We start from the raw sequence: 24,319 nt of genomic DNA on the forward strand, positions 1-24,319 counted from the left end.
GGGGTGCCGGCGTGGTTCCGGACTGTGGGCGTTGGACGGGGCGGTTCGGCCCCCGTTTGCAAGGAATTCCGGCAGTTTCCGATGCCTGCCAGCAAACCCCTGACCCTGCCGTAAACCGTAAGGATGCCCGCAGGTGCAGTCCCCGCGGCCAGGCCCGTTGCCGGCTAAACCACGCCCTGACGAGTGGGGAGCGCCTTCCCCAAACGGGGCGATGCAAGGTGATTTTCGGGTAGTCCGCCGGAAGCGGCACGTAGCGGCCACGCGCAGGCGGCAACTCCGGCGGGTAGTCCACCCGGCCGAACACCATGACAGGGCCGGGAAGATAGGTGGAATGTACTCGTGTGCCCCTCGTGCCCGGCCCATAAGTTTGCGATAGCAATCAGTCATTAATCGCTACGGCCACGAATTGGGTCTCGAAATGCGCACGTCACTTCCTTCAGTTTTGCCTTCTGCCGGGGACGGCGTTGCCTTCCGCGCCTGGGTGCGCCCGTGACCGCCGTTCGTGACTCCGCCGCGGGTCCTGTCCTTGCCGCAGGCGCAGTCGGCTTCCCCCGGGTTGCAGCCTCACGGCCGCTGCAACACCGGGCACGTGTCGTCGGGGAGGGAACGCGTTGGAGCAACAAGTACCGCCGTGTGCTGGCTATCAACGATGTGTGCGTCATTTTCTCGGTTACCCTGACGGCCCAGGTAGCGAGGTTCGGGCTCGATGACGTCCAAGTGGCGGTGGGCAGGTTCAGCCTCGGATACTTCCAGGTCTCCCTCCTGATAGCGGTGGCCTGGATGGTGGCGCTCGGGACATACCGGACGCGCGACGCCCGAATCGTCGGAATCGGCGTTGACGAGTACAAACGGGTGGTGAGTGCCACCGTGGCACTGCTGGGCGTCCTCGCCATGCTGTGCCTTTTGTTCCAAGTGGACATCGCCCGTAGTTACTTTGCCTTGGCCTTCCCCTTAGGAATGGCAGGCCTCATTGCCTCCCGATGGGCGCTTCGCCGCTGGCTCAGCCGACAGCGCACCAAGGGGCACTACCTTTCACAGGTTTTGGTGCTCGGAAAGCCCAAAGACGTGAGCTACGTCGTCAACCAGATTGAGAAGAAGTCCGGTGCCGCCTATCGCGTCGTCGGTGTCTGCTTGACCGGAAACCCCGGGATGAAATGGCTGAGCCTTGGGCGGCGCGCAGTTCCCGTTGTGCAGGAATCCGGGTCAATTGTGGACGCGGTCCGCGAGCTCGGCGCTGATGCAGTGATCGTGGCCGGCCCAGGCAAAGGCGGTGGCAAGTACATCCAGGAACTTGGCTGGCAATTGGAGGAGTCGTCCACCGAACTGATCCTCACCACCGGGCTGACCAACGTGGCGGGCCCCCGGATTCATGCACGTCCGGTCGAGGGCTTGCCACTCATGCACGTCGAGCTTCCGCAGTACACCGGGGCCCGCCACACCCTGAAGCGCGTCTTTGACGTCGTGGCTTCCGCCTCCGCCCTGCTCATTTTGCTTCCGGTCTTCCTGGCGCTGGCGATCCTGATCAAGCGCGACAGCCCCGGCAAGGTGTTGTTCCGCCAGGAGCGTGTCGGCAAGGCCGGCAAGAAGTTCCTGATGGTCAAGTTCCGGTCCATGGTGGAATCCGCCGAGGACGACCTCGCCGGGCTGCTGGATCAAAACGAGGGGTCCGGGGTGCTCTTCAAAATGCAGCACGACCCCCGGGTGACAGAGGTCGGTCGCTGGATGCGCAAATACTCCCTGGATGAGCTCCCGCAATTTTGGAACATTCTCAAGGGGGATATGAGCCTGGTCGGACCCCGGCCACCGCTTCAGCGCGAGGTCGATGGCTACAAGAACCGGGCACACCGCCGGCTCTACATCAAGCCCGGACTCACGGGGATGTGGCAGACAAACGGCCGGTCGGAACTGAACTGGCAGGACAGCATCCGGCTGGACCTGTACTACGTCGAGAACTGGTCCCTGGCCGGGGACCTCATCATCATCTGGCGCACCGCGCTGCAGATGATCAAACCCGTCGGCGCTTACTGAACGGCCAGCACCGGCTCAAGCTCCCCACCGACAGCCCCAGGTAGTAAGGACACCCCATTGAACACTCGCATTGGCTACGCAGCCGGAGCTTTCGACCTCTTCCACGTCGGGCACCTCAATCTCCTGGCCCAGGCCCGGCAACGCTGTGACTTCCTCATCGCCGGCGTGGTCTCGGATGAGCTGCTGCTGGCGACCAAAGGCCGGGCGCCCGTTGTACCGCTGGCTGAACGGCTCGAAATCGTTCGGAACATCCGGTACGTGGACGAAGCGGTGGCCGAGGTCCATCCCAGCCGCCTCGACACCTGGCGGGACACCCCTTTTGACGTTTTCTTCAAGGGCGACGACTGGCGGGGCACGGAGAAAGGGATCTCGCTCGAACAACAACTCTCGAGTATCGGAGTGGAAGTCGTCTACTTCCCCTACACGATGCATACCTCCAGCACGGTTTTGCGCCGCGCGCTGGGACAGATTTTGGAGTCCGAACAAGGAAACACGACAGCAAACTTCGCTTAGCTGCCTGGTTGCACATTTTCCGAGGGGGAAAATTTACATGGTCTCAACTTCACATTCCGGGCATGGCGGGGGTCTCCTGTCATCGACCCTGCGCGTGGACATCTTGGGCATCCGCATAAGCGCGGTGAATATGCCGCAGGCCCTGGACCGCCTGATTCGCCACATCGGCGATGGGCGTCGGGGCTACGTCTGCGTCACGGACGTCAACGCGTTGCTTCACGCACGCCGTGACCCGGAACTCCGCCGGATCTTTAACGCGTCCACTATGACTGTTCCGGACGGTGTGCCCCTGGTGTGGGCCGGCAAGAGCGCAGGTGCTGACTGGATGGGCCGGGTGTGCGGGCCTGACCTGATGCCGGCGCTCCTGAAGGCCGCCGCCGAGCGCGGATGGTCGTCGTACTTTTTGGGCGGTGCGCCACACGTCGCGGAAGAAATGATCGCAAATTTCAGCCGGACCATCCCCGGGCTCCAGGTTGCCGGATGCCAGTCCCCTCCCTTCCGCGAGCTAACTCCGGACGAGGAAACGGCTTTGACTCAGGAAATCAACGATTCGGGCGCCAAGATCGTCTGGGTCGGGCTGGGTGCACCCAAGCAGGAGAGCTGGATGGACCACTACCGCGGCCGCCTCAACGCGCCGCTGTTGATCGGCGTCGGTGGCGCTTTTGATATGCACGCCGGGCGAGTCAGCCGGGCGCCTCTCTGGATGCAGCGGAACGGCCTCGAATGGGCATTCCGCTTTGCGCAGGAACCCGGCCGCTTGTGGAAGCGCTACACCCGCAACGTCCCCGTCTTTGCTTTGGCGCTGTGCCGCAGTGCACCGAAGCTCGTGGAATCTACGTGAGAGTCATGACAAGAGCCGATGCTGCGCCCGGCCAGGTCAGAGGGCGCCGCGCCCGGTCGTGGCACGCCGGGGCGGTGAAACGAGTCGGCTGGGGGCTCGGAGACCAGGCCCTCAGCAGCATGACCAACTTCGCAGTTGGAATCCTCGTGGCCAGGTCCGTCAGCGTTTCGGATTTCGGCGCCTATGCACTGGCCTTCTCCGCCTACTGCTTCATCCTGGGGATCTCCAGGGCTCTTGCAACGGAACCCTTCGCCGTCAGGTTCGTCATTGGCGAGCCGGAGGACCTTCATCGGGCCCGGGCCGCTGTCACCGGAGTGGCTCTCCTGACCGGGGTTGCCTTTCTAGCGATGGCATTGGTGCTCAGCCAGATGCTGACGGAGGAGTACCGGTCACTGGCTGTCTGCTTGGGTGTCAGCCTCCCGGGGCTGCTGGTTCAGGACAGCGTCCGCCAGATCCTCTTTGGGGCGGGGCGCGGACGGTCCGCCTTCAATAACGATCTGCTGTGGGCCGCACTCATGGCACCGGCCTTCGCTGGCGTTATCCTCTCCGGCAATGCCAACTCAGCCACGTTAATCCTTGCCTGGGGCGCCGCGGCTACCGTGGCTGCCATTGTCGGATGTTTCCAGTGCCGGGTGGTACCGGGAATCCGCCTGATCAATGCCTGGCTGAACTCCCAACGTGGGCTCTGGGCACCCTTCCTCGTTGAAGGCGTAGCCATCAATGGTGCCCAACAGATTGTGTTTTTCGCGATTGGCGGCTTTGTCGGGCTCTCGGCAGTGGGCGAAATGAAATTGGCTCTTGTTCTGCTGGGTCCGGTCAACGTGTTGGTCCAGGGACTTGGTGTCGTCGCGGTGCCAGAGGCTGCCCGAGCCCTCGCCTTTGGACGCTCGCGATTTTTGCGCGTCACATCGGTGTTTTCCCTGGTCGTGGCGTGCGGGGCTCTCCTCTGGGGGCTCGCCGTCTTGCTTCTGCCGGCATCCTGGGGTGCCGGGCTCGTCGGGCGCGGCTGGTTGACGGCTTCAGTGCTGGTGCTTCCCCTGTTCCTCGTCCAGGTGTTCAACGGAGCAAAGACGGGCGCGGCTGTTGGTTTGCGCGGCATGGGAGCCGCCAAAAGAAGCATGTGGACCCGGATGGCGACCTCGTCTCTGGTTGTCATCCTCTCGGTCGCGGGGGCGGCCGTCGCGGGAGTTCAGGGGGCAGCCTGGGGGCTCGCCCTGGCTGCCGCTTTCAACGCGGTGCTCTGGTACCTGCAGTTCAGAAATGTCATGGCGCAGTATCCATTCAAGACTGCGAAGTCTGACTTTGCCCGCCGCACGGCGGGACGGTCTCAAGCCGGAGAGGTTGGGGGTCCCCGATGAACGAATCGTGGTCCGTTTGGCATGGAGCCAAGCAACTGCTCAGAATGCACTGGCATATCATCGTTGCCTTCACACTGATCGGTGGACTTGCCGGTGCGGGAATAGCGTTACGCAACCCCGTCACCTACACGGCGCGTGCAGAGCTGGTCACCGGAAATTACTCGCTTCCAGTGGAAGTTGCATCGCAACCGGCAATCGCCAAGGCGGGTGCACTTGGCCTGGAGCTGCCTGCTGAAACGCAGGCGCGCATCATAGCGAGCCCGACCATTGTGGACGTGGCCGCTCAAGCCTTACGTCTTGATGAACGGGGTTCGTCTTCGCTCCGGTCCAGCGTCAAGGCAACAGCAACAACAGATAATTCCTTCGCGGTCTCGGCGGTCGGGTCGACCCCGCAAGAAGCGTCGGAGAACGTCAATGCTGTCGCCGCCGCATTCCTGCAGTACCGGGCCGACATCGGCCGTGCTGACATGAGCATCCTCGCGGAGCGGGCTCACGCAGCCGCCAAGGACGCACTCGCCTCGGCGGCTTCGCTCGCCGATCCTCTTGCCAGCGCCCAGGCATCCAACGCCGGCTTCGCCGCGAGCATCCTCACCAAAAAGGAAGGATTCGAACACGCAGCGATCAGTGCGGAATCGACAGCGGCTGCACTCGATGACGCTGTAAAGAACTTCAACGGCGGCGGTTCAGTGCTTCGCCCCGGCAGCTCAGCGAACGTGGATGCGTCACCCTCGATGCTGATGTTCATCCTCCTCGGGCTCGCTGTGGGCCTGCTGGGCGGCGTGGCTTTTGCTGTCGGTCGCCGGCAAATCAGCGACCGGATCATGGACCGTCGGGACATCGTGCGGGCCACCGGGCTCACTGAGATCTTCGAACTGGGCGGTCAACAGCGCAGCGGGGCCGGTGAGTTGGTGTTCCGTTCCGTGCAGAAGTCGACCACGATGCTCGGAATGTCCTCGGAGCAGGTGGCAGTCAGGCCGCTGACGCCCACTACGCTCGGCGCAGCCGTGCTGCTGGACTTGGCAGCAGGTGGGCATGGGAGCCTGGGCTCCGTGGCGGTCGCCGCCCTCTCCAAGGAAACCGGGGCCGATATCGCCCATCTCCTTGGCATGAGGGAGAGTTACACACCTCTGTGTGCGCTGTCCGGTCGCGAGCTCGCAAGTGTCAACAGTGACATCGGATGTGAAGCGTCAGCCGTTTTCGGCACCACCCCGTCGCCAACCGGAACATACGATCTGCTGCTGCTGGCAACCGGTCCGCACCTCGAGGCCGGCGGAACCCACAACGGCCTGCCTGCGGGTTTCTCCGGTCCCACTGTCCTGACGGTGCAGCTGGGGAAGGACCGGGTCCAGAATCTGGAACGGGCCGTGGCTGAACTCAACGCGGCCAATCTGCCAGTTGTGGCAATCCTCGTTGCCGATCAGGCCAAGGGTGGAGGACGACAGCATCGTTCCGGCACCCGGTCAGGGTCCCTGAAAGCACGGAAAGCCGGCACCGAGCGGACCGGTTCCAGCCGGGCCCTGCGCTCCGAGATGCCGACCGCCGAAACGGACCCTAAGTTGCCCACGACGGCGGGGACAAAGTCATGAATACGCTCCGGGCCGCAACCGGTCCAGGCCGAATCTTTGAAGGGAACTTCCCGGACGCTCCAGTACCTGAACCATGGGCCAGGGCCGGCCGGCTCACCAACGGGACAGCCCTTATCGTGCTCGTTCTCGTCCTGGGACTGCTGCTGCTCACAGTGCAGCCCTGGTCCCGGGTGGACCCCGCCGTGGGGGGAGACAGCAGCAGCAGCAGCGCCCTCAAGGGGGCCGCGCTGATGCTGTGCGTCGTTGCCCTCCTTCTGGTGCTGCCGCCGAGGGCAGCACTGCGGATCCCGGCACCCCTGGCACTGTATCTGCTTTACGGCACGTACGTGGTGATCTCTTCAGCCTTCCAGCCGGACGCGCTGCAGGCCATGCTGCGCGGCACCCGGCTCGTTCTGGCTCTGATGGTGCCGGTTTTGCTCTGGTCAGTCGTGCGCGGGCGCTTCCAGCTCATTGTTTACGCAAACACGGTGGCTTACGCCGGCCTGGCACTAACAGTTGTTGCCGGAGTTTTCCTTTCGCCACAGTTGGCCTGGCAGGAGGGAAAGCCCTTCCAGTCGGCCCGTCTGGTGGGGGCTTTCCTGCCAATGATGGCTCCCCGGGTCGGGGAAATAGGCGCCGTACTGGTGGGCTTGACGGCGATCCTGTGGGCGCAGCGGAAGATTGGCCTCCCCGCCCTGATCCCCGCCATCGTTGTCGGAACTGCCCTCGTCGTCTTTAGCCACACGCGCACGGCGGCGCTGGCCTTGGTGCTGGGGCTCCTCGTCGCTTTCGGAGCTGCGATGAAGTCACCGGCCGGACGCCGCGGCCTCGCCTTAGTGGGGGGATCCCTCGCCCTGGCCCTGCCCTTCCTTCCCGGAATCATTGACTGGGCGATGCGGGGCCAGGACAGCGAGCAACTACAGAAGCTGAGCGGCCGCACCGCGGCGTGGGATTTCATCCTCAGCCGACCCTACGATCCGCAGCTGTTCTGGTTTGGCCACGGTTTGGGGGACAAGCGCATCCTCCTCCGCCGTGGACAGGGCGATATCAACGTGGTGCCGATTGACAACAGTTGGCTCGACAGTTTCTGGGAGACCGGGGCGGTGGGGGCCGCGCTCGTTGCGCTGGCTGTCCTAGCAGCGTCGGTGTACGCCCTCAGAACGCCCGGATATTCCGCCCGGACGTTCGCCGGGTTCCTCATGACGTACGTCCTGGTTGCCTCCGTCAACGAGAGCGGTCTCTGCGACTTCTCCTCGATGACGCTCCTGGTTCTCGTTGCAGTCCTGATCAGTGCAGTGGACAGGGCTGATAAGCGGGACCAATCTGCGGTCCGACAGGTCCGGCAGCCACAAATTAGCCATCGGTTGCGCCGGTCTTCCACGCAGCCCGAGACCATCTAAGAGAGGTACGCGATGTACACAAGACACATATTGCGCCCCGCCGGAGTTGTGGCAGCCCTGCTGCTGCTGCTGGGAGGACTTGTTTCGCCTGCTTTCGCACGGGAGACGGCGCTGTCAGCCACGAGCTCACCCATGTGGCAGACCAACAACACCGTCCGGGCTCTGGCCTACGCCAAGGGCAAAGTCTTTATCGGCGGCGAGTTCACCGCAGTACGGCCGCCTGGTGCAGCCGCGGGGACCCAGGAAACCTCCCGGACCTATCTGGCTGTCGTCGATGCCGCGTCCGGAAACCTGCTGTCCTTTGCGCCACAGCCCAACGGTAAGGTCTGGTCCCTGGCGGCGTCGGAGGACCAAAGCCGTGTTTACGTCGGCGGCGACTTTACCCAGATCGCGGGGCAGTCGCGGCAGCGGATCGCCGCCATTGACACCAACACCCTGACTCTGGTGTCGAACTTCCGGCCCAACGTGAGCTACCGCGTGGCTACGATCGCCGCGCAGGGTACAAAAGTCTTCTTTGGCGGGTCGTTCGGAGCCGTTTCAGGCGCCGTCCGGAACCGGCTGGCTGCTGTGCAGGCCAGCGACGGGGCCCTTCTGCCCTGGAACCCGAACGCAAACTTCGACGTCAAGGTGGTGCGCCCTGCGCCCGACGGAAGCAAGGTCTACGTGGGCGGTGCGTTCGACACACTCGGTGGACTTCCCTCCTGGGCCGTCGGCCTTGTAGACAGCGCGGAGGGTGCACTGCTGCCTTTCCCGGCAGCGACGGCGGTTCCGCCCAAGAGCGCCGGGTGCGTCTCGATTGTGCGTGACATCATCACGGACCAAAACACCGTCTACTTCGCCAACTCCGGCGACGGCGGAGGCTGCTTTGACGGCACGTGGGCCGCGGACCTCACCAGCGGCGCGCTGAAGTGGAAGAACAACTGCCTCGGTGCCACGGAAGCAATCGCCCTCGTTGGAGGCTGGCTCTACAAGGGCTCGCATGCCCACGACTGCAGCAGCGAGGGAGACTTCCCCCAGGTTGGCAACCGCTACTTGCTGGTACAGCGCCCCGACAACGGAAAGCTGGCTGGCTGGTACCCGCAGACAAATGCGGCGGGAGTGACCAAGGTTGGTCCTTTCGCCATGGCCACCGATGGCAAACAGCTCTGGGTTGGTGGAGATTTCACCACGGTCAACGGGGCCGTCCAGCAGGGCGTGACGAGGTTCCAGGCAGATCCGGAAACAGCCCCGACACGACCCTTGACTCCGTCGGCCTCAAGCACCCGCCCGGGCCAAGTCAAGGTCACCTTCAAGGCTACGACCGATAAGGACGATGAAAACCTGACCTACAACCTCTACCGGGCAGGAAGCACTCAGCCGATCCTGACGCAGGTCATCCGGTCCCGGTTCTGGGACATCCCGACGCTGACATTCATTGACAAGAATCTCACCCCGGGTACACAAGCGGCCTACCGGATCGAAGCATCCGACGGTACCGTCGCGGTCCAGTCCTACTGGACGCCGTATGTCACTGTTGCCTCACAGTCCGCAAGCTATCAGGACACCGTGAAGGGCGACGGCGCCGGCAGCTTCTGGCGCTTTGAGGAGACCAGCGGAACGACGGCGGCAGATTCCGCCGGCAGCAACACCGGAACCTACCGGACCATGAACCTGGGCGGGCCCGGGATCCTGGCCAGCACCACGTCCGTTGATCTGACGGACAGCAACAGCAGCATGGCGAGCAGCGTGTCCCAGACCGGTCCGCAGACCTTCTCCCTGGAATCCTGGATCAAGACCACCACCACCTCCGGCGGACGGATCGTCGGCTTCGGTAACAGCCAGGCGGACCAGAGTGGCAGTTACGACCGCCACATCTTCATGCAGAACGACGGCAGGGTGGTCTTCGGTGTATGGACCGGCTCAGCCACGACGGTCACCAGCGGCTCCGCACTTAACGACGGGAAATGGCATCACGTCGTCGCCACCATGGTGCCGGGGCGTTCCGAACTGTTCGTGGACGGCGTCAGTCAAGGCACCAATACCCCGGCGGCTGCGCAGGGATACGCTGGTTACTGGCGGGTGGGAGCGGACAACCTCAACGGCTGGCCGAATCAGCCCGCATCGCGTGCCATGGTGGGCAGCGTTGACGAAGTGGCCGTCTACCCGATCCAGCTGACCTCCTCGGACGTCCAGTGGCACTACAACCTCGGCAGCGCCAATCAGGCCCCGGTTGCTTCCTTCAGCCAAGCGTGCACGGGGCTAAGCTGCGGGTTCGATGCCTCCGCCTCATCCGATCCCGACGGCACTGTTTCGGAAATGGCGTGGGATTTCGGCGACGGACAGACCGACGTCGGCACCACGCCGTCGCACGCGTACGCAACAGCCGGGACCTTTCAGGTCCGGCTGACCGTGACCGACAACCTTGGCTCGAGCAGCAGCGTCACGCAACCGGTCACAGTCACGGCTCCGAACGAAGCGCCGGTGGCTGCGCTGACCGCCTCGTGCGATGCGCTCAGTTGTGCCTTTGACGCGTCGACCTCGTCGGATCCGGACGGAAGTGTCACCTCGTGGCAGTGGGACTTTGGCGACGGGGCGACGGGCACCGGCAAGACCGTGACCCATGCCTACACCACGGCTGGGAGCTATGACGTCAAGCTCACGGTGACCGATGACAAGGGCGCTACAGCCGAAGCAACCCGGGGCGTCACTCCCGAGGCCGCTCCCGCTGGTTCGGTGCTCGCCAAGGACACTTTCGCCCGGGTTATCGCACAGGGTCTGGGCACGGCCGATACCGGGGGAGCCTGGACAGTGCTGGGTTCGGCCAGCCGGTATTCTGTTTCCGGCGGGGTCGGCAAGTGGATCATGCTGGGGCCGGGGAACGCGCCGGGCGCCTATCTGAAGAATGTCACGGCAACCGATACAGATCTCTCGTTCAAAGTCTCACTCGATAAGCCGGCCACCGGCGGTGGAGTCTACCTGGCCGCTGTGGGACGTTCGGTTGCCAACCAGGGCGAGTACCGTGCCAAGGTCCGGTTCACCTCGGCGGGGAAGATGACCTTCGCCATTGTCAGGACCACCGCGGCCGGTGCCGAGACATACCTGACGCCGGAAACCGTCATCGCAGGGCTGACCGGAACCAACAGCCAGCAGCTCGGGGTCCGTGTCCAGGTCACGGGTCAGGGGACCACCGCCATCAAGGCAAAACTGTGGGCAACCAGCGGTGCGGAACCGGGTGCATGGCAGCTTGAGGCCACCGACACCACGGCCGCACTGCAAGCGCCCGGCTACACGGGTGTGCGGGCACAGCTATCAGGTTCAGCATCAAACCCTCCCGTTACGGCCCGGGTGTCCGATTTCTCCCTGACGACTCCGCGTTGAGAAAGGACCGGACCGTGCAAGCTTCCATTGATGCCCGCGGAGCCGGCGCCCACGGTTGGCGTCCGGTGCCGATTAATGCGGACGCACGCGGTCCGGTGACGGGTGCGGGGCTCGGCGGCGGGCCGGTAATTTTCCCGGCCAGCCGCCGACCCGGCGGGTATTTGGCCCGAACCAGGGGTCGTTATGAGGCCCTTGGGCGAGCGACGACGACGTGCGGGCGCCCCGGTACCCCCGAACGCACGCCCTACAGAGGGGCAGAACGCCTTGTTCCCTAGCAAACTATCTCAGAACGTGCCCCCGAGCCGGGCCCTGTCACGGCGCCAGCTGCTGACGGCCCTGGGAACCGGGGCGCTGCTCACTGCCTGTGGCGGAGCTGAAGTGCCGAACAGCGAAGGGGCCCGCGCCGGCGGGTCACCGCCGGCAGCGCGGGTGCACACACTCACGGACCTCATGTCCACAACGCCGTTTTACATCGCCCACCGCGGGTCGGGTGACAATTGGACCGAACACACAGCCGAGGCCTATTCACACGCCCTTCAATCCGGTGCGAAGGCAATTGAGGTCTCCGTCTCCGCCACGAGTGACGGAGTCCTCGTCTGCCATCACGACCTCAGTACCGAACGGATGACGGGCCGGAACCTGCTGATCAGCGAGGTGACTTTTGAGGAACTCGGGACCTTGCGCAATGACTCGCGGTCCTGGATCGGGCCGAAGGCACCGCTCGCGACCATTCCACGACTCAAGGATGTGCTGGATGCGCACGCAGCCACCAGCGTCATTTTCCTTGAGGACAAGCAAGGTACGAATACCACGGCCCTCTTGGATCTTATGGACAGCTATCCAAATTCCAGAGAGCACTTTGTGTGGAAGCAGACCGCGGCCGCCAAACACCTTGCGGAGGCCAAAGCGCGGGGATATAAGGCGTGGGGCTACTTTGTTGACAACGTCCAGATCCGGTTTGCGGACTTCGCGGCGGGCTTTGATTTTCTGGGCATTTATCACGGCGCCTCCGACGAGGAGATTAAGGCCCTCGTTGCCTACGGTAAGCCGGTGATCTGCTGGGAGATCCATACCCGGTGGATGCGCGAACGGGTGAGGGCACTGGGCGTCGCGGGGCTTATGTGTTCGAACTTTCCCTACGCCGCCGGCAACAACCCAATCAACACGCGGGACGATTTCGCATCCGGTGTTCGGGCCGCCGGAGATTTGCCCTGGATCCTGGCGCCGAGCTACCAGCCCACGCTGCAGCCGGAGTTTTCCTCCGTCAGCCTGAACAATGAGGCCAGCTCCAGCTACACGCTCGGATCCATGTGCCCCGTAACAAAGGACACCTACTCGCTTTCTTTTGACATGAGGTGGCCGATGGCTGTTCCGGACAAGAGCGGCTCCGCCGGAATCGCGTTCGGCCAGGCCGATGATCAGCCGTACCGCCCCACCGTGCCAGCCACGGTGGCCGGCTACCACGTCAGCATTGATAAGGCGGGCACCCTGCGGCTCTTCGCCCGGGAAGCTGGATCGCTGGACGGGGAGCTGCTGGGCGAGGCTCGATCGGATGCGCCCGAGGCAGGTGTGTGGATGCGGTTCCGGGTGGATGTCAGCCCTCGGGAGATCACCTTTGCCCGGCTCGACGGGAAGGAGACCCGCGCAGTAGCGCGCACTGCGTCCTACCGGGGCGGTTACTTCGGGCTCACCAAGAACTATCAAGGAAAGCAGCCGGTAGAGTTCCGGCAGGTTGAGGTCGGCTGAAGGGAGCTTCCCGCCCCGGACATGTCAGGGGCGAGGAGCTCCCTTGTGCGCAACGACATCGCCGTAGATGGCTTCAAGGGCGTCCAAGTTGGCCGTCGGAGTGAAGTGGGAGAGGTAGTCCACTCGGGCTGCCGCCCCGAGCCGCACGGAGACTGCAGGGTCACTGATCTCTTGCAGCACCCGACGCAAGGACAGCGGATCCCCGGGCTGGAAGGTGAAGCCGTTCTGGCCATTGCGGACCAGTTCCGGAAACACTCCCTGATTCGGCACCACCGCGGGAACGCCATGGGCAAACGCTTCCACTACGCTCAGTCCGAAAGTCTCAAACGCTTTCGACGAATTGACAAGATAGCGGGCATTCAACAGTAATTCCAGGGCCGCGGGGCGGTCCAGCGAACCGAGAAAACGGACGGAGTTGCCGTGCCGGGCTGCTTGCTCTTCCAGTTTTTGGCGCAGCGGGCCGTCACCGGCAATCATCAAGGTCCCAAGCGAGGGGTCCCAGGCCTCGATGAGGGTTGCGACGCCTTTCTCCACGGAGAGCCGTCCGAGGTAGAGCCCATAGGTTCCTTCTCCCTCCCGGACTCGGGAAGGGGTCGGAATGAAATGGGGCTTTATGGTGATTTGTTCGGCCGGTAAACCAGCCTCCGTCATGATCCCTTGGGCAAATTTGCTCATCACGATGAAGCGCTTGACGCCCCGCTGCCAGGTTCCCAGGGCGCGGTGCGCTCCAATCGATAAAGCCAGCGGAGCGGTGGCGACGCGACTATTGCGGTAACACGCATGTGTGAGCGCCGGCAGCGGTGAGCCGTGGAGGCACTCGAAACAGGGACCGCCGTCGCGCAACAGCGTTCCGGCAGCGCACACAAGGCGGTAGTTGTGGAGGGTCGCAACGACTGGAACATGAGATTGGCGGGCGGCGGCCAAAATAGACGGACTGATCAGCGGAAAAGAATTATGCAGATGGATAACGTCGAAATCTTGCCGCCGCAGTTCATTCATCATCGCTAATTGATCCTGCAGTGACCACGTGACCCGCAGCGGCAGCTCTGCTTTACGGGCGACCGACATGCCGGAAATGTCGTCACTGCGGCGGATATATTCGGCCACCTCATGCCCGGCATCCTTAAGCAGTTTGCGCTCCTGCTCCACTACCATGTCCTCTCCGCTAGGATGATCCGAACGGTAGCGGTTGTGGACCAATAAGATGCGCAAATGGTTCCGTTCGTTAGGCGGGCTGAATTAGCTCGCATGCTACCGGATCCGATCGGTTCTTGCTAGAGAAGGATGTCGACGTGATCCGTGGTGAATTCGGATATCCGATTGCCTTGCTGCTCGCCGTTTCATTGGTGCTGAGCGGCTGCAGCGGGGCCGTTTCGACGAGTCCGCCGGAAGTCCCGGCAACAACCACTCCGGTGGCGACCGATGCAGGACCACGGGCCACCGAAACCAGCAGTGCTCCGGCAGCACCCTGCACCGTTACGGTGGAACCCGGAGCAGACCTGGATGCTGCGGTGAATGATCAACCGGAGGGGGCTGTCATTTGCCTGGCTTCTGGGCTCTTTAGAGTGGCCCGGACCGTGAGGCCCAAAGCTTCACAAACTCTCCGAGGCAGTGAGAATACGGTGCTGAGCGGAGACATCCCGGTAGAGCGCTGGAAACCGGACGGGGCGATGTGGTCCGCCCGAGGCTATCTCCCTCCAGATTATGAGAAGACCGGGCAGTGTGAGGACACTGAAGCCAATCCGTGCCAGGTCGCCGAGGACCTCTTTGTGGATGGAAAACCGGTACGGCGCGTCATGAAGAAAAACGCCGTCGACGCCACGACCTTTTATGCGGACTACGCTGCCGATGTCATTTACCTCGGCCAAAATCCGGCGGGCCGGGCTGCGACGCTGGCCCGCACCAGAACGGCAGTGACCTCCAGTGCGCCAGGAGTGGTCATTGAGCACCTGACCATTCGGGGATTTGCCAATCTGCCCCAGCAGGGTGCGTTAGTGATCGGGGGCAAGGACTGGACCGTCCGCGATTCCACCATCACGTCAAATCACGGGGTCGGGGTCATGATCGCACAGGCGGACAATGCGCGTGTCACGGGCAACGATATTAGGGAAAACGGGCAGCTGGGTTTAGGTCAATACCGCTCTCAGAATGGCCGCATTGACAACAACAGGATTACTAACAACAACACTGCAGAATTTTGGCGTGCCGACTGGGAAGCGGGAGGTATTAAGGTCACCAGATCGTCCTCAACCATCAGCAACAATGACGTTTCGGACAACCTTGGCGTTGGCATCTGGATTGACCTTGCAGGTGACCGCGTGGCCATTACTGACAACACGATAGGGGGAAATGCGGCTTGTGGCGTCCGTTACGAGATCAGCCGCAACGGGCGCATTGCCGGCAACACCGTCACCGGCAACGGACTCGCCCTCAAGCGTGGCGCTGGAACCGGCCTGCTGACCGGGGCGGGCATCACCGTGAACACCAGCAGCGCTGTGACCATTGAGCACAATGACGTCGCAGGCAATCTCAACGGAATCGGGATCCAAGCCCGCCCGAGGGGTGACGGTCCGTGGGGCGAATACGTGCTCGAAAATGTGATGGTCGCGGATAATCTCGTTGACCTGCGGGGCCCGGACACCGCGACTACCGGCTATGTTGAGTCCGGTTCGCCAACGCTTCCACCGGGCCCCGGCAGCGTCAGATTTCAGAACAATCGATACGTCCTTCCGGATCCCGCAGCACCCAGATTCAAATTCAAGGGTGATTCCCTGAATTTTGCGGGTTGGCAGGGGGCCGGCAATGACACCGTGGGGGCAGTCACCCCGGCCTGAGGAAACACACCTCACCGCGACGCCGCCTTACAGTAGTCAGAGGGTGATGTCAACGACCGATGGGTGCTGTTGTGCAACGAGTTTGCGCTAGAGTGTGCAACCGTAATGCCGTTCGTGTGCTCGGGGCGCGGTTTTCGCTGGGGGAGTCGCGCCCGAGCCCGAAGTTCGGACTCGCCAACAGGAAGAAAACTTCTTATGAAGGTCCCCCCTCCGATGTTCATTTTCAACCACAAATCTCCTCGTCCCCGACCCAGTCTCCGCGCTCTTGCCGTGGCATCGGTTGCGGCTGTGTTCAGCCTCGGATTTATTGCCCCGTCCACCGCAGCCACCCCCGTCGTGGATGCCACCGTCGCCGCCGGCGCCTCGATTCAAGCGGTCATTAACGGCGCACCGGAAGGTGCCCGCATCGGGCTGTCGGCTGGCACATACCGGCTTAGCAGCCCCATCAGTCCCAAACGAGGTCAGAAACTGCTCGCACTGGGCGGCGCAGGGACCGCTGTCATCAAGGGCTCGAATGTTGTGACCGGATGGCTTAAAGATGGCTCAAATGCCCGCTGGTACAAGAACGGGCTGCTGCCCGCAGCCTACGCGGACCCGGGCCAGTGCGAAGTGAACAGCGGCGCGGCTGCCAATCCGTGCCAGAAGCGGGAGCAGGTGTACCGGAACGGTGTTGCGCTGACCCGTGCGATGCAACTCTCCGATCTCCGCGCGAACGGCTTCTACCAGGACTACCAGAGCAACCGCACGTGGCTGGGCAGCGATCCCGCCAATACGACCACCGAGATTGCCCGGACACCTCACGCCATCAACTCCGGGGCCTACGGGGTCACCCTGAGTGGCCTGACATTCACCAACTTTGCCACCCCGTCCCAAAAAGGTGCCGTCATGGCTGGCGGCGCCAACTGGGTCATCGAGGGCTGCGTCTTCAAGCGTAACCACGGTATTGGGCTGCAACTTTCCAACGCGGACAGGGCTGTCGTCCGGAACAACACCATGATTGAAAATGGCCAGCTTGGTATGGCACATTACTCCTCCGACAACACCGTGGTGGAAAACAATGAAATTGCCCGGAACAATACCGGCGGTTACTGGGGGGCCGACTGGGAAGCTGGAGGATTCAAGAGCACCTACTCCAACGGTGTGATGCTTCGCGGCAACAACGTCCACGATAATCGGGGCACAGGTGTTTGGTTTGATATCAGCAATATCAATGTCAACATTCTCGGGAATTCCATCAACACGAATTACGCAGATGGAATCCGTTATGAGATCAGCTACAAGGCGCTCATCAGCGACAACAGGCTGACTGGCAACGGATACGGGTTGGCGACCGGCGGAGGACGCGGAATGGACTACTCGCTGTACGCCGTAGCCGCCATCAATGTCAACTCCTCACCTGATGTGGAGATCAGGCAGAACGTCCTCGGAAAAAACCAGAACGGCATCACCGCCCAGATGCGAAGCCGGGGCAGCGGTACCTATGGCGCCTACGACCTGCACAACCTCTACGTCCACCACAACGACGTTACCCTCGCCACGGGAAGCCGGACAGGCGAAGGCGTTCAGGGATTGGGCACCTTGTCTCCGGTTTCGCCGACAACGTACTACACCGCGAAGAACAACCGCTTCGACTACAACACGTACCGGATGGACGCCACGAGCGCCAAGCGCTTCTCGTGGAACAAGTCCTACATCACGTTCGCCTCCCTTCAGGCCGCCGGTCAGGAGCGCAACGGACGGGTAGTTCCAGCCACGTAACTCCGCTGCTGGCCTCTGCGGCGGGAGCGCGATCGCACCCGCCGCAGAAGCCGGTGTGGGGTGGGCAATCCTTCATATCTTGCCTCGTGAATGCCGAGAAACGCTCGCATGTGTGATCTGCGTCATCTATCATGACAGCACAGATCGTGTGGAGCCCTTATGACCGGGGTCCGGACATTTGCCGTTCATCATCGTTCGAGACTTCGGGGGACCATGTGGCTAAACGCGCGCTTATTACCGGTATTACGGGCCAGGACGGTTCGTACCTGGCCGAACTCCTCCTCATGAAGGGCTACGAGGTCCACGGCCTTATTCGGAGGGCGTCCACCTTTAACACAGTACGGATAGAGCACCTGTATGTTGATCCACACGAGCCGGATGCGAGGCTCTTCCTCCACTACGGGGATCTGAGTGACGGAGCCCGGCTCGTCACGCTGATCGCGAAAATTAAACCCGACGAGGTATACAACCTGGCAGCCCAATCGCACGTCCGGGTCTCTTTTGACGAACCGGAACACACGGCCGACACCACCGGCGTCGGCTCCGTGCGCATGCTCGAAGCTGTGCGCCTGGCGGGAATTGAAACCCGCTATTACCAGGCATCCTCGTCGGAGATGTTCGGCGCTACGCCGCCGCCACAAAGCGAGGACACACCGTTCTACCCGCGCTCCCCCTACGGAGCTGCAAAGGTTTACAGCTACTGGATGACCAAGAATTATCGGGAAGCCTACGGCATGTACGCTGTCAACGGCGTGCTGTTTAACCACGAGTCACCCCGACGCGGTGAAACCTTCGTTACGCGCAAAATTACCAGGGCCGTGGCAGCCATCAGCGCCGGGCTTCAAGACACCCTGTACATGGGCAATCTCGACGCGGTCCGGGACTGGGGATACGCAGCCGAATATGTCGAAGGCATGTGGAGAATGCTGCAGGCCGAGGAACCTGACGACTTCGTCCTCGCGACGGGTGCCGCCTACACGGTTCGTGACTTCCTGGAGATTTCCTTTACCCACGCCGGCCTCAACTGGGAAGACCACGTCGAGTTCGACGAGCGCTATCTCCGTCCTACGGAAGTGGACGCGCTCGTGGGCGATGCGTCCAAGGCACGGGAGAAGCTCGGGTGGAAGGCCACGGTGGAGACTCCTGAGCTGGCCCGCCTGATGGTGGATGCCGACATGGAGGCTTTGAAGCATCCCGGTGGTTGGATCGACACGGTGGACCTGGGCAGCTGGGGCAGCAGGGATGCCTGAGGCCCCCTCTTTCATCCCCGGCCCCCTTGACCGCGGTGCATCCTTCTACATCGCAGGCCATCGCGGACTGGCCGGATCAGCGCTGTGGCGCACACTGACAAGGAGAGGGTTCACGAACCTGGTTGGCCGCACGTCCCATGAACTGGACTTGAAAGACCGAAACGCCACGTTCGAGTTCTTTCGTCAAGCGAAGCCGCGGTACGTCGTCCTGGCGGCCGCCAAGGTCGGCGGGATTATGGCCAACAACGCCTATCCCGCAGATTTTCTCAGTGAGAACCTCCAGATCCAGGTCAACGTGCTCGATGCGGCCCAGCAGGCAGGAGTTGAACGGCTCCTGTTCCTCGGGTCGTCCTGTATCTACCCCAAGATGGCAGCTCAGCCGATCAAGGAGGAATACCTCCTCACGGGGCATCTGGAACCGACCAACGACGCCTATGCCATTGCGAAAATTGCCGGTATTCTCCACGTCCAAGCGGTCCGGCGACAGCATCAAAGGGCCTGGATCTCGGCCATGCCGACCAACTTGTACGGCCCGGGAGACAATTTCTCGCCCCAAGGCTCGCATGTGCTCCCGGCGCTGATCCGCCGCTACACGGAGGCCGTGGCCGCCGGCGTGGATTCGGTGACAAACTGGGGCACCGGTTCGCCGCGCCGAGAGTTCTTGCATGTCGATGACATGGCTGAGGCCTGTCTGCACTTGATGGAACATTACGACGGCCCCGAGCACGTCAATGTAGGCACAGGGACCGATGTCAGTATCGCCGAAGTTGCCAGCCTGGTGGCGGATGCAGTCGGTTTTGCCGGATCGACCGACTGGGACGCGTCCAAACCGGACGGGACACCGCAGAAGCTGCTCGACGTCTCCAAACTTGCGGACGCGGGCTGGAAGTACCGTATTCCCTTAGAGAAGGGCATCGCGGAGACCGTGGAGTGGTACCGGCTGCAGGAGTCGGTCCGGCAATAGCGTCAAGAAACATCGGGTAAAAGGAGAGGTCCGCAGCCGGCGGCGGTCCGCTTCGGGCCTTTCCTGCCTCCGCAGTTTCGTGAGGGGTGTTTCCTAGACTTTGTCGGCTGCGCCGTAACTGCGCATTTCGCGGTACCAGCGGGGCAACGCCAGCAGGAGGAAGCACGCGTTGATTCCAAAGAAAACCGCATAGACCACCGAAAATACCGGCGGGATAGACCACAGGAGAAATGCCAGGCACAGCACTCCATATTCGGTGGGCAACACGGCCAGGGAGTAAAGAACTGATGAGCTGCCCTCCCCGGCCAGACGGGTAGCGGTGGAACCGCGGTGCGCCCGCCGCATCTGGTCGGTCAGGATGATCGCGAAAAACAGCACGACGGCAAGGAGCTGGTACAGCAAAGGAACGGCCAGCCAGGCGCTGCTTTCGGCGTAGCCCTGGTACCACGCCACGAGCACAGCCAGATGGAGGGACGCCATCTTGACCGCGTCGACCACGTGGTCCAGCCACTCACCTGCAAAGCTTCCGCCGCCGCGCAGCCTGGCCAGCTGCCCGTCCGCCGAGTCCAGGGCGTAACCAAGTACGAGCAGCAGGGCGATCAATACACTGACGACCGGCGTTGCCGGAGCAAACGCAATCAGCCCAATACCGGCGAAACTGCAGAAGGCGCTGACCGCTGTTACTCCGTTGGGGGTCATATGCAACCGGTAAGCCAGCGCGGCAAAATGCCGGCCCGCAGGACGGTTTAAGTAACGTGCGTAGGCGGACGCGCCCTTGGACGTTTTTTGCTTTGACCGGAGGGCTTGAACCAGTTGGTGATGGGAGGACGACGGGGCCAGCGGCGGCCCGGTCTGCTCTACCTGCACGGCGACACCTCGGTTGCGGCCAGTTTCCGAAGCCTGCACGCTGACTTTTTCCATTGCATGCAGTCATCGTAGCGGCACCGGCCTGCGGGAACGACTATTTTCCCGGGCCGTTTATTTCTCCGGCGCGTCAGCGCAGCTATGGCCTTCCAACCCGGGTGATGTCCTTCCTGGTGCCACTTCCGGACAGCGTCCCAGCGGCGATCAGGCAGTGATGTCCTTGCCTCCATGCCGGCAACAGGTTGGCATTGCCGCCCAGGTTCAGCAGCATGCGGGTAACTGCGGAGGCCCGGCAAGTAGGGACCGCGTTTCCCGGGTACGGGGACCGCGTAGCCTGACCGTGCGCGACCCAATGCCCGGGCGAGGTGGCAAGTACCCTCGCTCGCGGTTCCTTCGCAGCCACCCCGCTAATTCGAGTACGGACTACCGGTGCGCGGGTGGCGTCCGATTCGCTAAATTGTAGTCAGCACCAGAAACCACCGGACAAAGAATCCTGACGAGGAATCCCGACCAGGGATCCCCCAAGGAACTTCGAACGGTGGAGCCATGTCAGCAACAGCGGCCCGGTACCCGATGAAGCTACCGGGACCACCAGCGCGTGGACAATGGTCGGCCCTGGTGCAGCTAACAACAGATCCCTTCCGAAACGGTCTCCCTGAATGGTTCCCGCCGTGTGCGTGAACCCCCTAGACGGAGCCGACGGCGTCGGAACCTTCTGAGACCGAGGTTCCTCCCCCCAGCCGCCGTCGGCTCCCCAAGCCTCCAGTGGCCCCAGTCCTGGCTCGGCCGCCCGATAACCGGGCGGCCGTGCCAGCACTGTGATGGCCCGCAGCGGAGTCCGCCCGGACTGCGTTCCCCCGCGGTCGGCACCCCGTCGCGGTTCGGCGGACCGCACTACTTGGTTTGAAGCGTGCGGCTCCCGGCAGCTACTGAGTACAACCACGTAGCAGGGAGGCTGCCGCTACACAGGTATTCGAGTAGCTCTTACGCATCCGGTAGATTACCGGCATCAATATGTTGGACCTATCGGTAGTCAAACTTTGATTGCGAAGGTCTCTCACATGTTTCAGCAAGAATCCGCCGTGCCTGCGGGCAGCGGCAGAACAGATACGATTTCAGCCGTCCAACGCCAGGGGAGGCGGCTCGAGAAACAGTACACGCGCCACCAGACCGTCGGGGAAGTGGTCACGGCGCTGACGTCCGGATCAGGCTGCGGGGCCGTGATAGTCGGGGAACACGGGGCAGGAAAGTCCTTCATTGCCCAACGGGCGCTCGAACAGCTCGGTGAGGACTACTTGGTGGTCCATGTCCGGGGCAGCTCGATCTCCTCCAAGCTGCCGTACGGTGCCCTCAGTGTCCTGCTCAATGAGCTCGACGCCTCCCATCTTGAGCATCCGCTGATGGTGCTCCGTGGCTTGACCCAGTTGCTTGCCACCCGGGCGCAGGGCAGGAGCGTCGTGCTGTTCGTCGACAACGCCCACGACCTCGATGAATTGTCCACGATGATGGTTGCCCAGCTCTGCGCCGGGGGACACGTCCTGCTGCTGGCGGCCTGCGTTGACCTGCCCAACCTGGGCACCGACATTATGGGGCTCTGGAAGGACGATCTCCTGCGCAGGGTGGACCTGGCACCCTTCGATTTTAGCGAAACAGCCGACAGCCTCGCCCGGGAGTACGGTGGCCAATTCTCGCACACAGCGGCTCGGGCCCTGTGGAATGCAAGCGGCGGCAACGCGCTTTTCCTGCATTCCCTGGCGCGGGAACAGATCAAAGTCGGCACCATCGTCCGCCGCGGGGATTCCTGGGTGCTGGGTGATAAGCCGGTGGCATTGGCCGGTGAGATCCGGGACGTGCTTAAAGCCCGTCTAAACCGCCTTAGCCCCGGCCAGCGCGATGTCTTTGAACTGTTGTCGCTCGCCGGCGCTTTGCCTCTGCAAACCCTGATGAGCGTGTCCAAGGCGCAGGACATCGACACACTGCAGGAACGGGCGCTGATTGCCGTCAGCCATGACCACCCGCCCATGGTGAGCATCGCCAACCCGGTCACAGCAGGAATTGTCGCCAGTGTGGTGCCGCCCGGCCGGAGCGCGGAACTGCGCCGCCGTTTGGGGGTTGTGCTCCAGGACCAGGACCTCGACGAATTCACGGGATCCACCGCGGTCGCGTGGGCACTGGACTGCGGAGAACACGTGGAACCCGGACTTGCCCTCGCGGCGGCCCGTCTGGCGAACAAGGTATCCGACCCGCAGTCCGCGTTGAGGTTTGCCCGGGAAATTGCGGGCCAGGAGAAGCTGGCCGACGTGGCGGTGGAATCCGCCAGAGCGCTGGCGTCCCTGGGCAATGCTGAAGCGGCCCGACGCGTCCTGGCAGATGCTGAATTGCGGATTGGTGACGGATTGGCGCTGGAAGAGTGGGCGTCGCTCCAGCTGCTGTGGGCCGAGTTGGACCGGCGCAGCCCGGCCACGGCGGCAAGGGCTCTGGCCAGGCTGCAGGAGGTCGAACGGCGGCTCAATGAAGCGGGTGCGGAGGGCATCCCGGTCGCCGAGCGGGTGCGCCTGGCTTATGCCGAGCGGGTGCGCTTGGCCTACGCCGAGCTGGCCGCCTTCGAGGGCCGGTTCACTGATGTCCTGCTAATTCTCCAGGGTTTGGACTCCACTGACCTGGGCAGCGAAACGAAGCTTGTAGCCGCGAGCGTCCTGAGCGAGGCCAAAGCGGTCACCGGGGACGTTCTGGGCGCTGTTGCGCTCGGCAGGCAGGTGATCCTCGCCACCGGCGGCCTGGACTTGTCCGATGCCACGATCCGGCAAGTCCGCGGACGGTTCCTGTTACTCCTGCTGCTGGCCGCTAAGTTCCGGGAAGCCGCGGATTTCCTGGCCGCCACCTCCGAATCCCGCGACGAGCAGGCCCGGTTGGGCGGAATGTTTGAGATCGGGCAGGGAATCGTGGACCTCCACCGCGGCCAGCTCACGCGGGCGCTTCAGCGTCTGCAGTCCGGCGTCTGGCAGCTGCGCGTGCAGGATCCGGACGCAGTGGCCGGACTCGCCGCCGCCGCCTGCGCCTTTGCCCTCGCACTCCAGGGCGATGAGGACAACGCCGGCGCCATGTTGTCGGACGCTGAAAAGCCGTTGCCCCGGGCATCATGGCTGGTGAACCGCGTCACCCGGTACTTCGAGCTCTCCGCCAAGGCGGAAATCGGGCAGAAGACCGAGGCCCTGCGCGCCATGAAGCTGGAAGCAGACCTGGATATCGACGCCTCGGCTCTTACTACCGGCCTGCAGTTCCTCTCGGCGGTGGCCCGGCTGGGAGATCGGCAGGCGAGCCAGAAACTCAACGACCTCGCCGGCCAGGTCACCGGGCACTTCGCTGGCCTGTGCGTGCGGCTTGCCGACGGGTTAAAGGATTCCGACAGCGAGGAGCTGTTGGCAACGTCCAAGGACGCCGATGCGGCCGGCAACGCCATCTTCGCCCGGGACGTGACCAGGAAAGCGGTTACGTGCGCCAATGACGCGGGCAACCGCATCTCCCTCAGACTGGCCCAGCGCACCCAGCAATCCCTGGAAGACCGGTTCGGCAACCCCCGGAACGGTGTACTCTCGCTGCTGAGCTCGACGTTGACAGCCCGGGAATCCGAGGTTGCCGTGCGGGCGGCCGCGGGCACATCCAACCGTAAAATCGCGGACGAGATGCACGTTTCTGTCCGGACAGTTGAAGGACACCTTTATCAGGTCTACGCAAAGCTCCACGTCGCAAGCAGGTCGGAACTCAAAGATGTCATCACCGGACCCGTGGAACACGCCCGCATCGGCTGAAGGACCCGGATCCCGATCGATGGGCCCCCGCT

General features: G+C 63.0%; 15 protein-coding genes. 13 read left to right on the forward strand and 2 right to left on the reverse strand.

Annotation, left to right across the window (positions count from 1 at the left end; all coding sequences use genetic code 11):
* The first annotated feature begins 489 nt into the window (after nucleotides 1-489).
* From VUN84_04905 to VUN84_04940, 8 genes are all read left to right on the forward strand, one after another.
* The gene (locus tag VUN84_04905; GenBank protein XAS65013.1) at nucleotides 490-2,028 is read left to right on the forward strand and encodes a sugar transferase; all 1,539 of its coding nucleotides are present in this window, start codon (nucleotides 490-492) and stop codon (nucleotides 2,026-2,028) included.
* A 57-nt stretch (nucleotides 2,029-2,085) separates the two neighbouring features.
* The gene (locus tag VUN84_04910; GenBank protein ID XAS65014.1) at nucleotides 2,086-2,541 is read left to right on the forward strand and encodes an adenylyltransferase/cytidyltransferase family protein; all 456 of its coding nucleotides are present in this window, start codon (nucleotides 2,086-2,088) and stop codon (nucleotides 2,539-2,541) included.
* A gap of 37 nt (nucleotides 2,542-2,578) precedes the next feature.
* Nucleotides 2,579-3,382 carry a WecB/TagA/CpsF family glycosyltransferase gene (locus tag VUN84_04915; GenBank protein ID XAS65015.1) on the forward strand — a complete coding sequence of 268 codons (804 nt, stop codon included), beginning with the start codon at nucleotides 2,579-2,581 and terminating at the stop codon, nucleotides 3,380-3,382.
* 5 nt (nucleotides 3,383-3,387) lie between these two features.
* Nucleotides 3,388-4,740, forward strand: a complete 1,353-nt coding sequence (locus VUN84_04920) for a hypothetical protein (GenBank protein ID XAS65016.1) — start codon at nucleotides 3,388-3,390, stop codon at nucleotides 4,738-4,740.
* Between the two features lie 44 nt (nucleotides 4,741-4,784).
* Entirely contained in the window at nucleotides 4,785-6,326 is a 1,542-nt protein-coding gene (locus VUN84_04925; GenBank protein XAS65017.1) for a hypothetical protein, read from the forward strand.
* Nucleotides 6,323-7,705, forward strand: coding sequence for an O-antigen ligase family protein (locus VUN84_04930; protein ID XAS65018.1), 1,383 nt, complete (start codon nucleotides 6,323-6,325; stop codon nucleotides 7,703-7,705). The genes VUN84_04925 and VUN84_04930 overlap by 4 nt, the downstream gene beginning before the upstream one ends.
* Before the next feature lie 12 nt (nucleotides 7,706-7,717).
* Nucleotides 7,718-11,062, forward strand: a complete 3,345-nt coding sequence (locus tag VUN84_04935; protein ID XAS65019.1) for a PKD domain-containing protein — start codon at nucleotides 7,718-7,720, stop codon at nucleotides 11,060-11,062.
* 291 nt (nucleotides 11,063-11,353) lie between these two features.
* Entirely contained in the window at nucleotides 11,354-12,808 is a 1,455-nt protein-coding gene (locus VUN84_04940; GenBank protein ID XAS65020.1) for a glycerophosphodiester phosphodiesterase, read from the forward strand.
* Between the two features lie 24 nt (nucleotides 12,809-12,832).
* Here VUN84_04940 and VUN84_04945 read toward each other — a convergent pair whose 3' ends face one another.
* A complete protein-coding gene (locus VUN84_04945; GenBank protein XAS65021.1) occupies nucleotides 12,833-13,963 on the reverse strand; it encodes a glycosyltransferase family 4 protein in 1,131 nt (376 codons plus the stop codon).
* Between the two features lie 137 nt (nucleotides 13,964-14,100).
* Here VUN84_04945 and VUN84_04950 point away from each other — a divergent pair, with 137 nt between their 5' ends.
* From VUN84_04950 to VUN84_04965, 4 genes are all read left to right on the forward strand, one after another.
* Nucleotides 14,101-15,642 carry a right-handed parallel beta-helix repeat-containing protein gene (locus VUN84_04950; GenBank protein ID XAS65022.1) on the forward strand — a complete coding sequence of 514 codons (1,542 nt, stop codon included), beginning with the start codon at nucleotides 14,101-14,103 and terminating at the stop codon, nucleotides 15,640-15,642.
* A 336-nt stretch (nucleotides 15,643-15,978) separates the two neighbouring features.
* Nucleotides 15,979-17,400, forward strand: a complete 1,422-nt coding sequence (locus tag VUN84_04955; GenBank protein ID XAS65023.1) for a right-handed parallel beta-helix repeat-containing protein — start codon at nucleotides 15,979-15,981, stop codon at nucleotides 17,398-17,400.
* A gap of 215 nt (nucleotides 17,401-17,615) precedes the next feature.
* A complete protein-coding gene (gene gmd, locus VUN84_04960; GenBank protein ID XAS65024.1) occupies nucleotides 17,616-18,650 on the forward strand; it encodes a GDP-mannose 4,6-dehydratase in 1,035 nt (344 codons plus the stop codon).
* A complete protein-coding gene (locus VUN84_04965) occupies nucleotides 18,643-19,614 on the forward strand; it encodes a GDP-L-fucose synthase (protein XAS65025.1) in 972 nt (323 codons plus the stop codon). Before gmd ends, VUN84_04965 begins: the two co-directional genes overlap by 8 nt.
* Before the next feature lie 93 nt (nucleotides 19,615-19,707).
* On the opposite strand, the gene VUN84_04970 is transcribed toward VUN84_04965, so the two are convergent.
* Nucleotides 19,708-20,313, reverse strand: a complete 606-nt coding sequence (locus VUN84_04970; protein ID XAS65026.1) for a CDP-alcohol phosphatidyltransferase family protein — start codon at nucleotides 20,311-20,313, stop codon at nucleotides 19,708-19,710.
* 1,226 nt (nucleotides 20,314-21,539) lie between these two features.
* On the opposite strand from VUN84_04970, the gene VUN84_04975 reads away from it, so the two are divergent.
* Nucleotides 21,540-24,287: a LuxR C-terminal-related transcriptional regulator gene (locus tag VUN84_04975; GenBank protein XAS65027.1), complete on the forward strand. Its 2,748-nt coding sequence runs from the start codon at nucleotides 21,540-21,542 to the stop codon at nucleotides 24,285-24,287.
* Nucleotides 24,288-24,319 lie beyond the last annotated feature (32 nt).

It is taken from the genome of Micrococcaceae bacterium Sec5.8 (assembly GCA_039636775.1).
Lineage (GTDB): Bacteria > Actinomycetota > Actinomycetes > Actinomycetales > Micrococcaceae > Arthrobacter.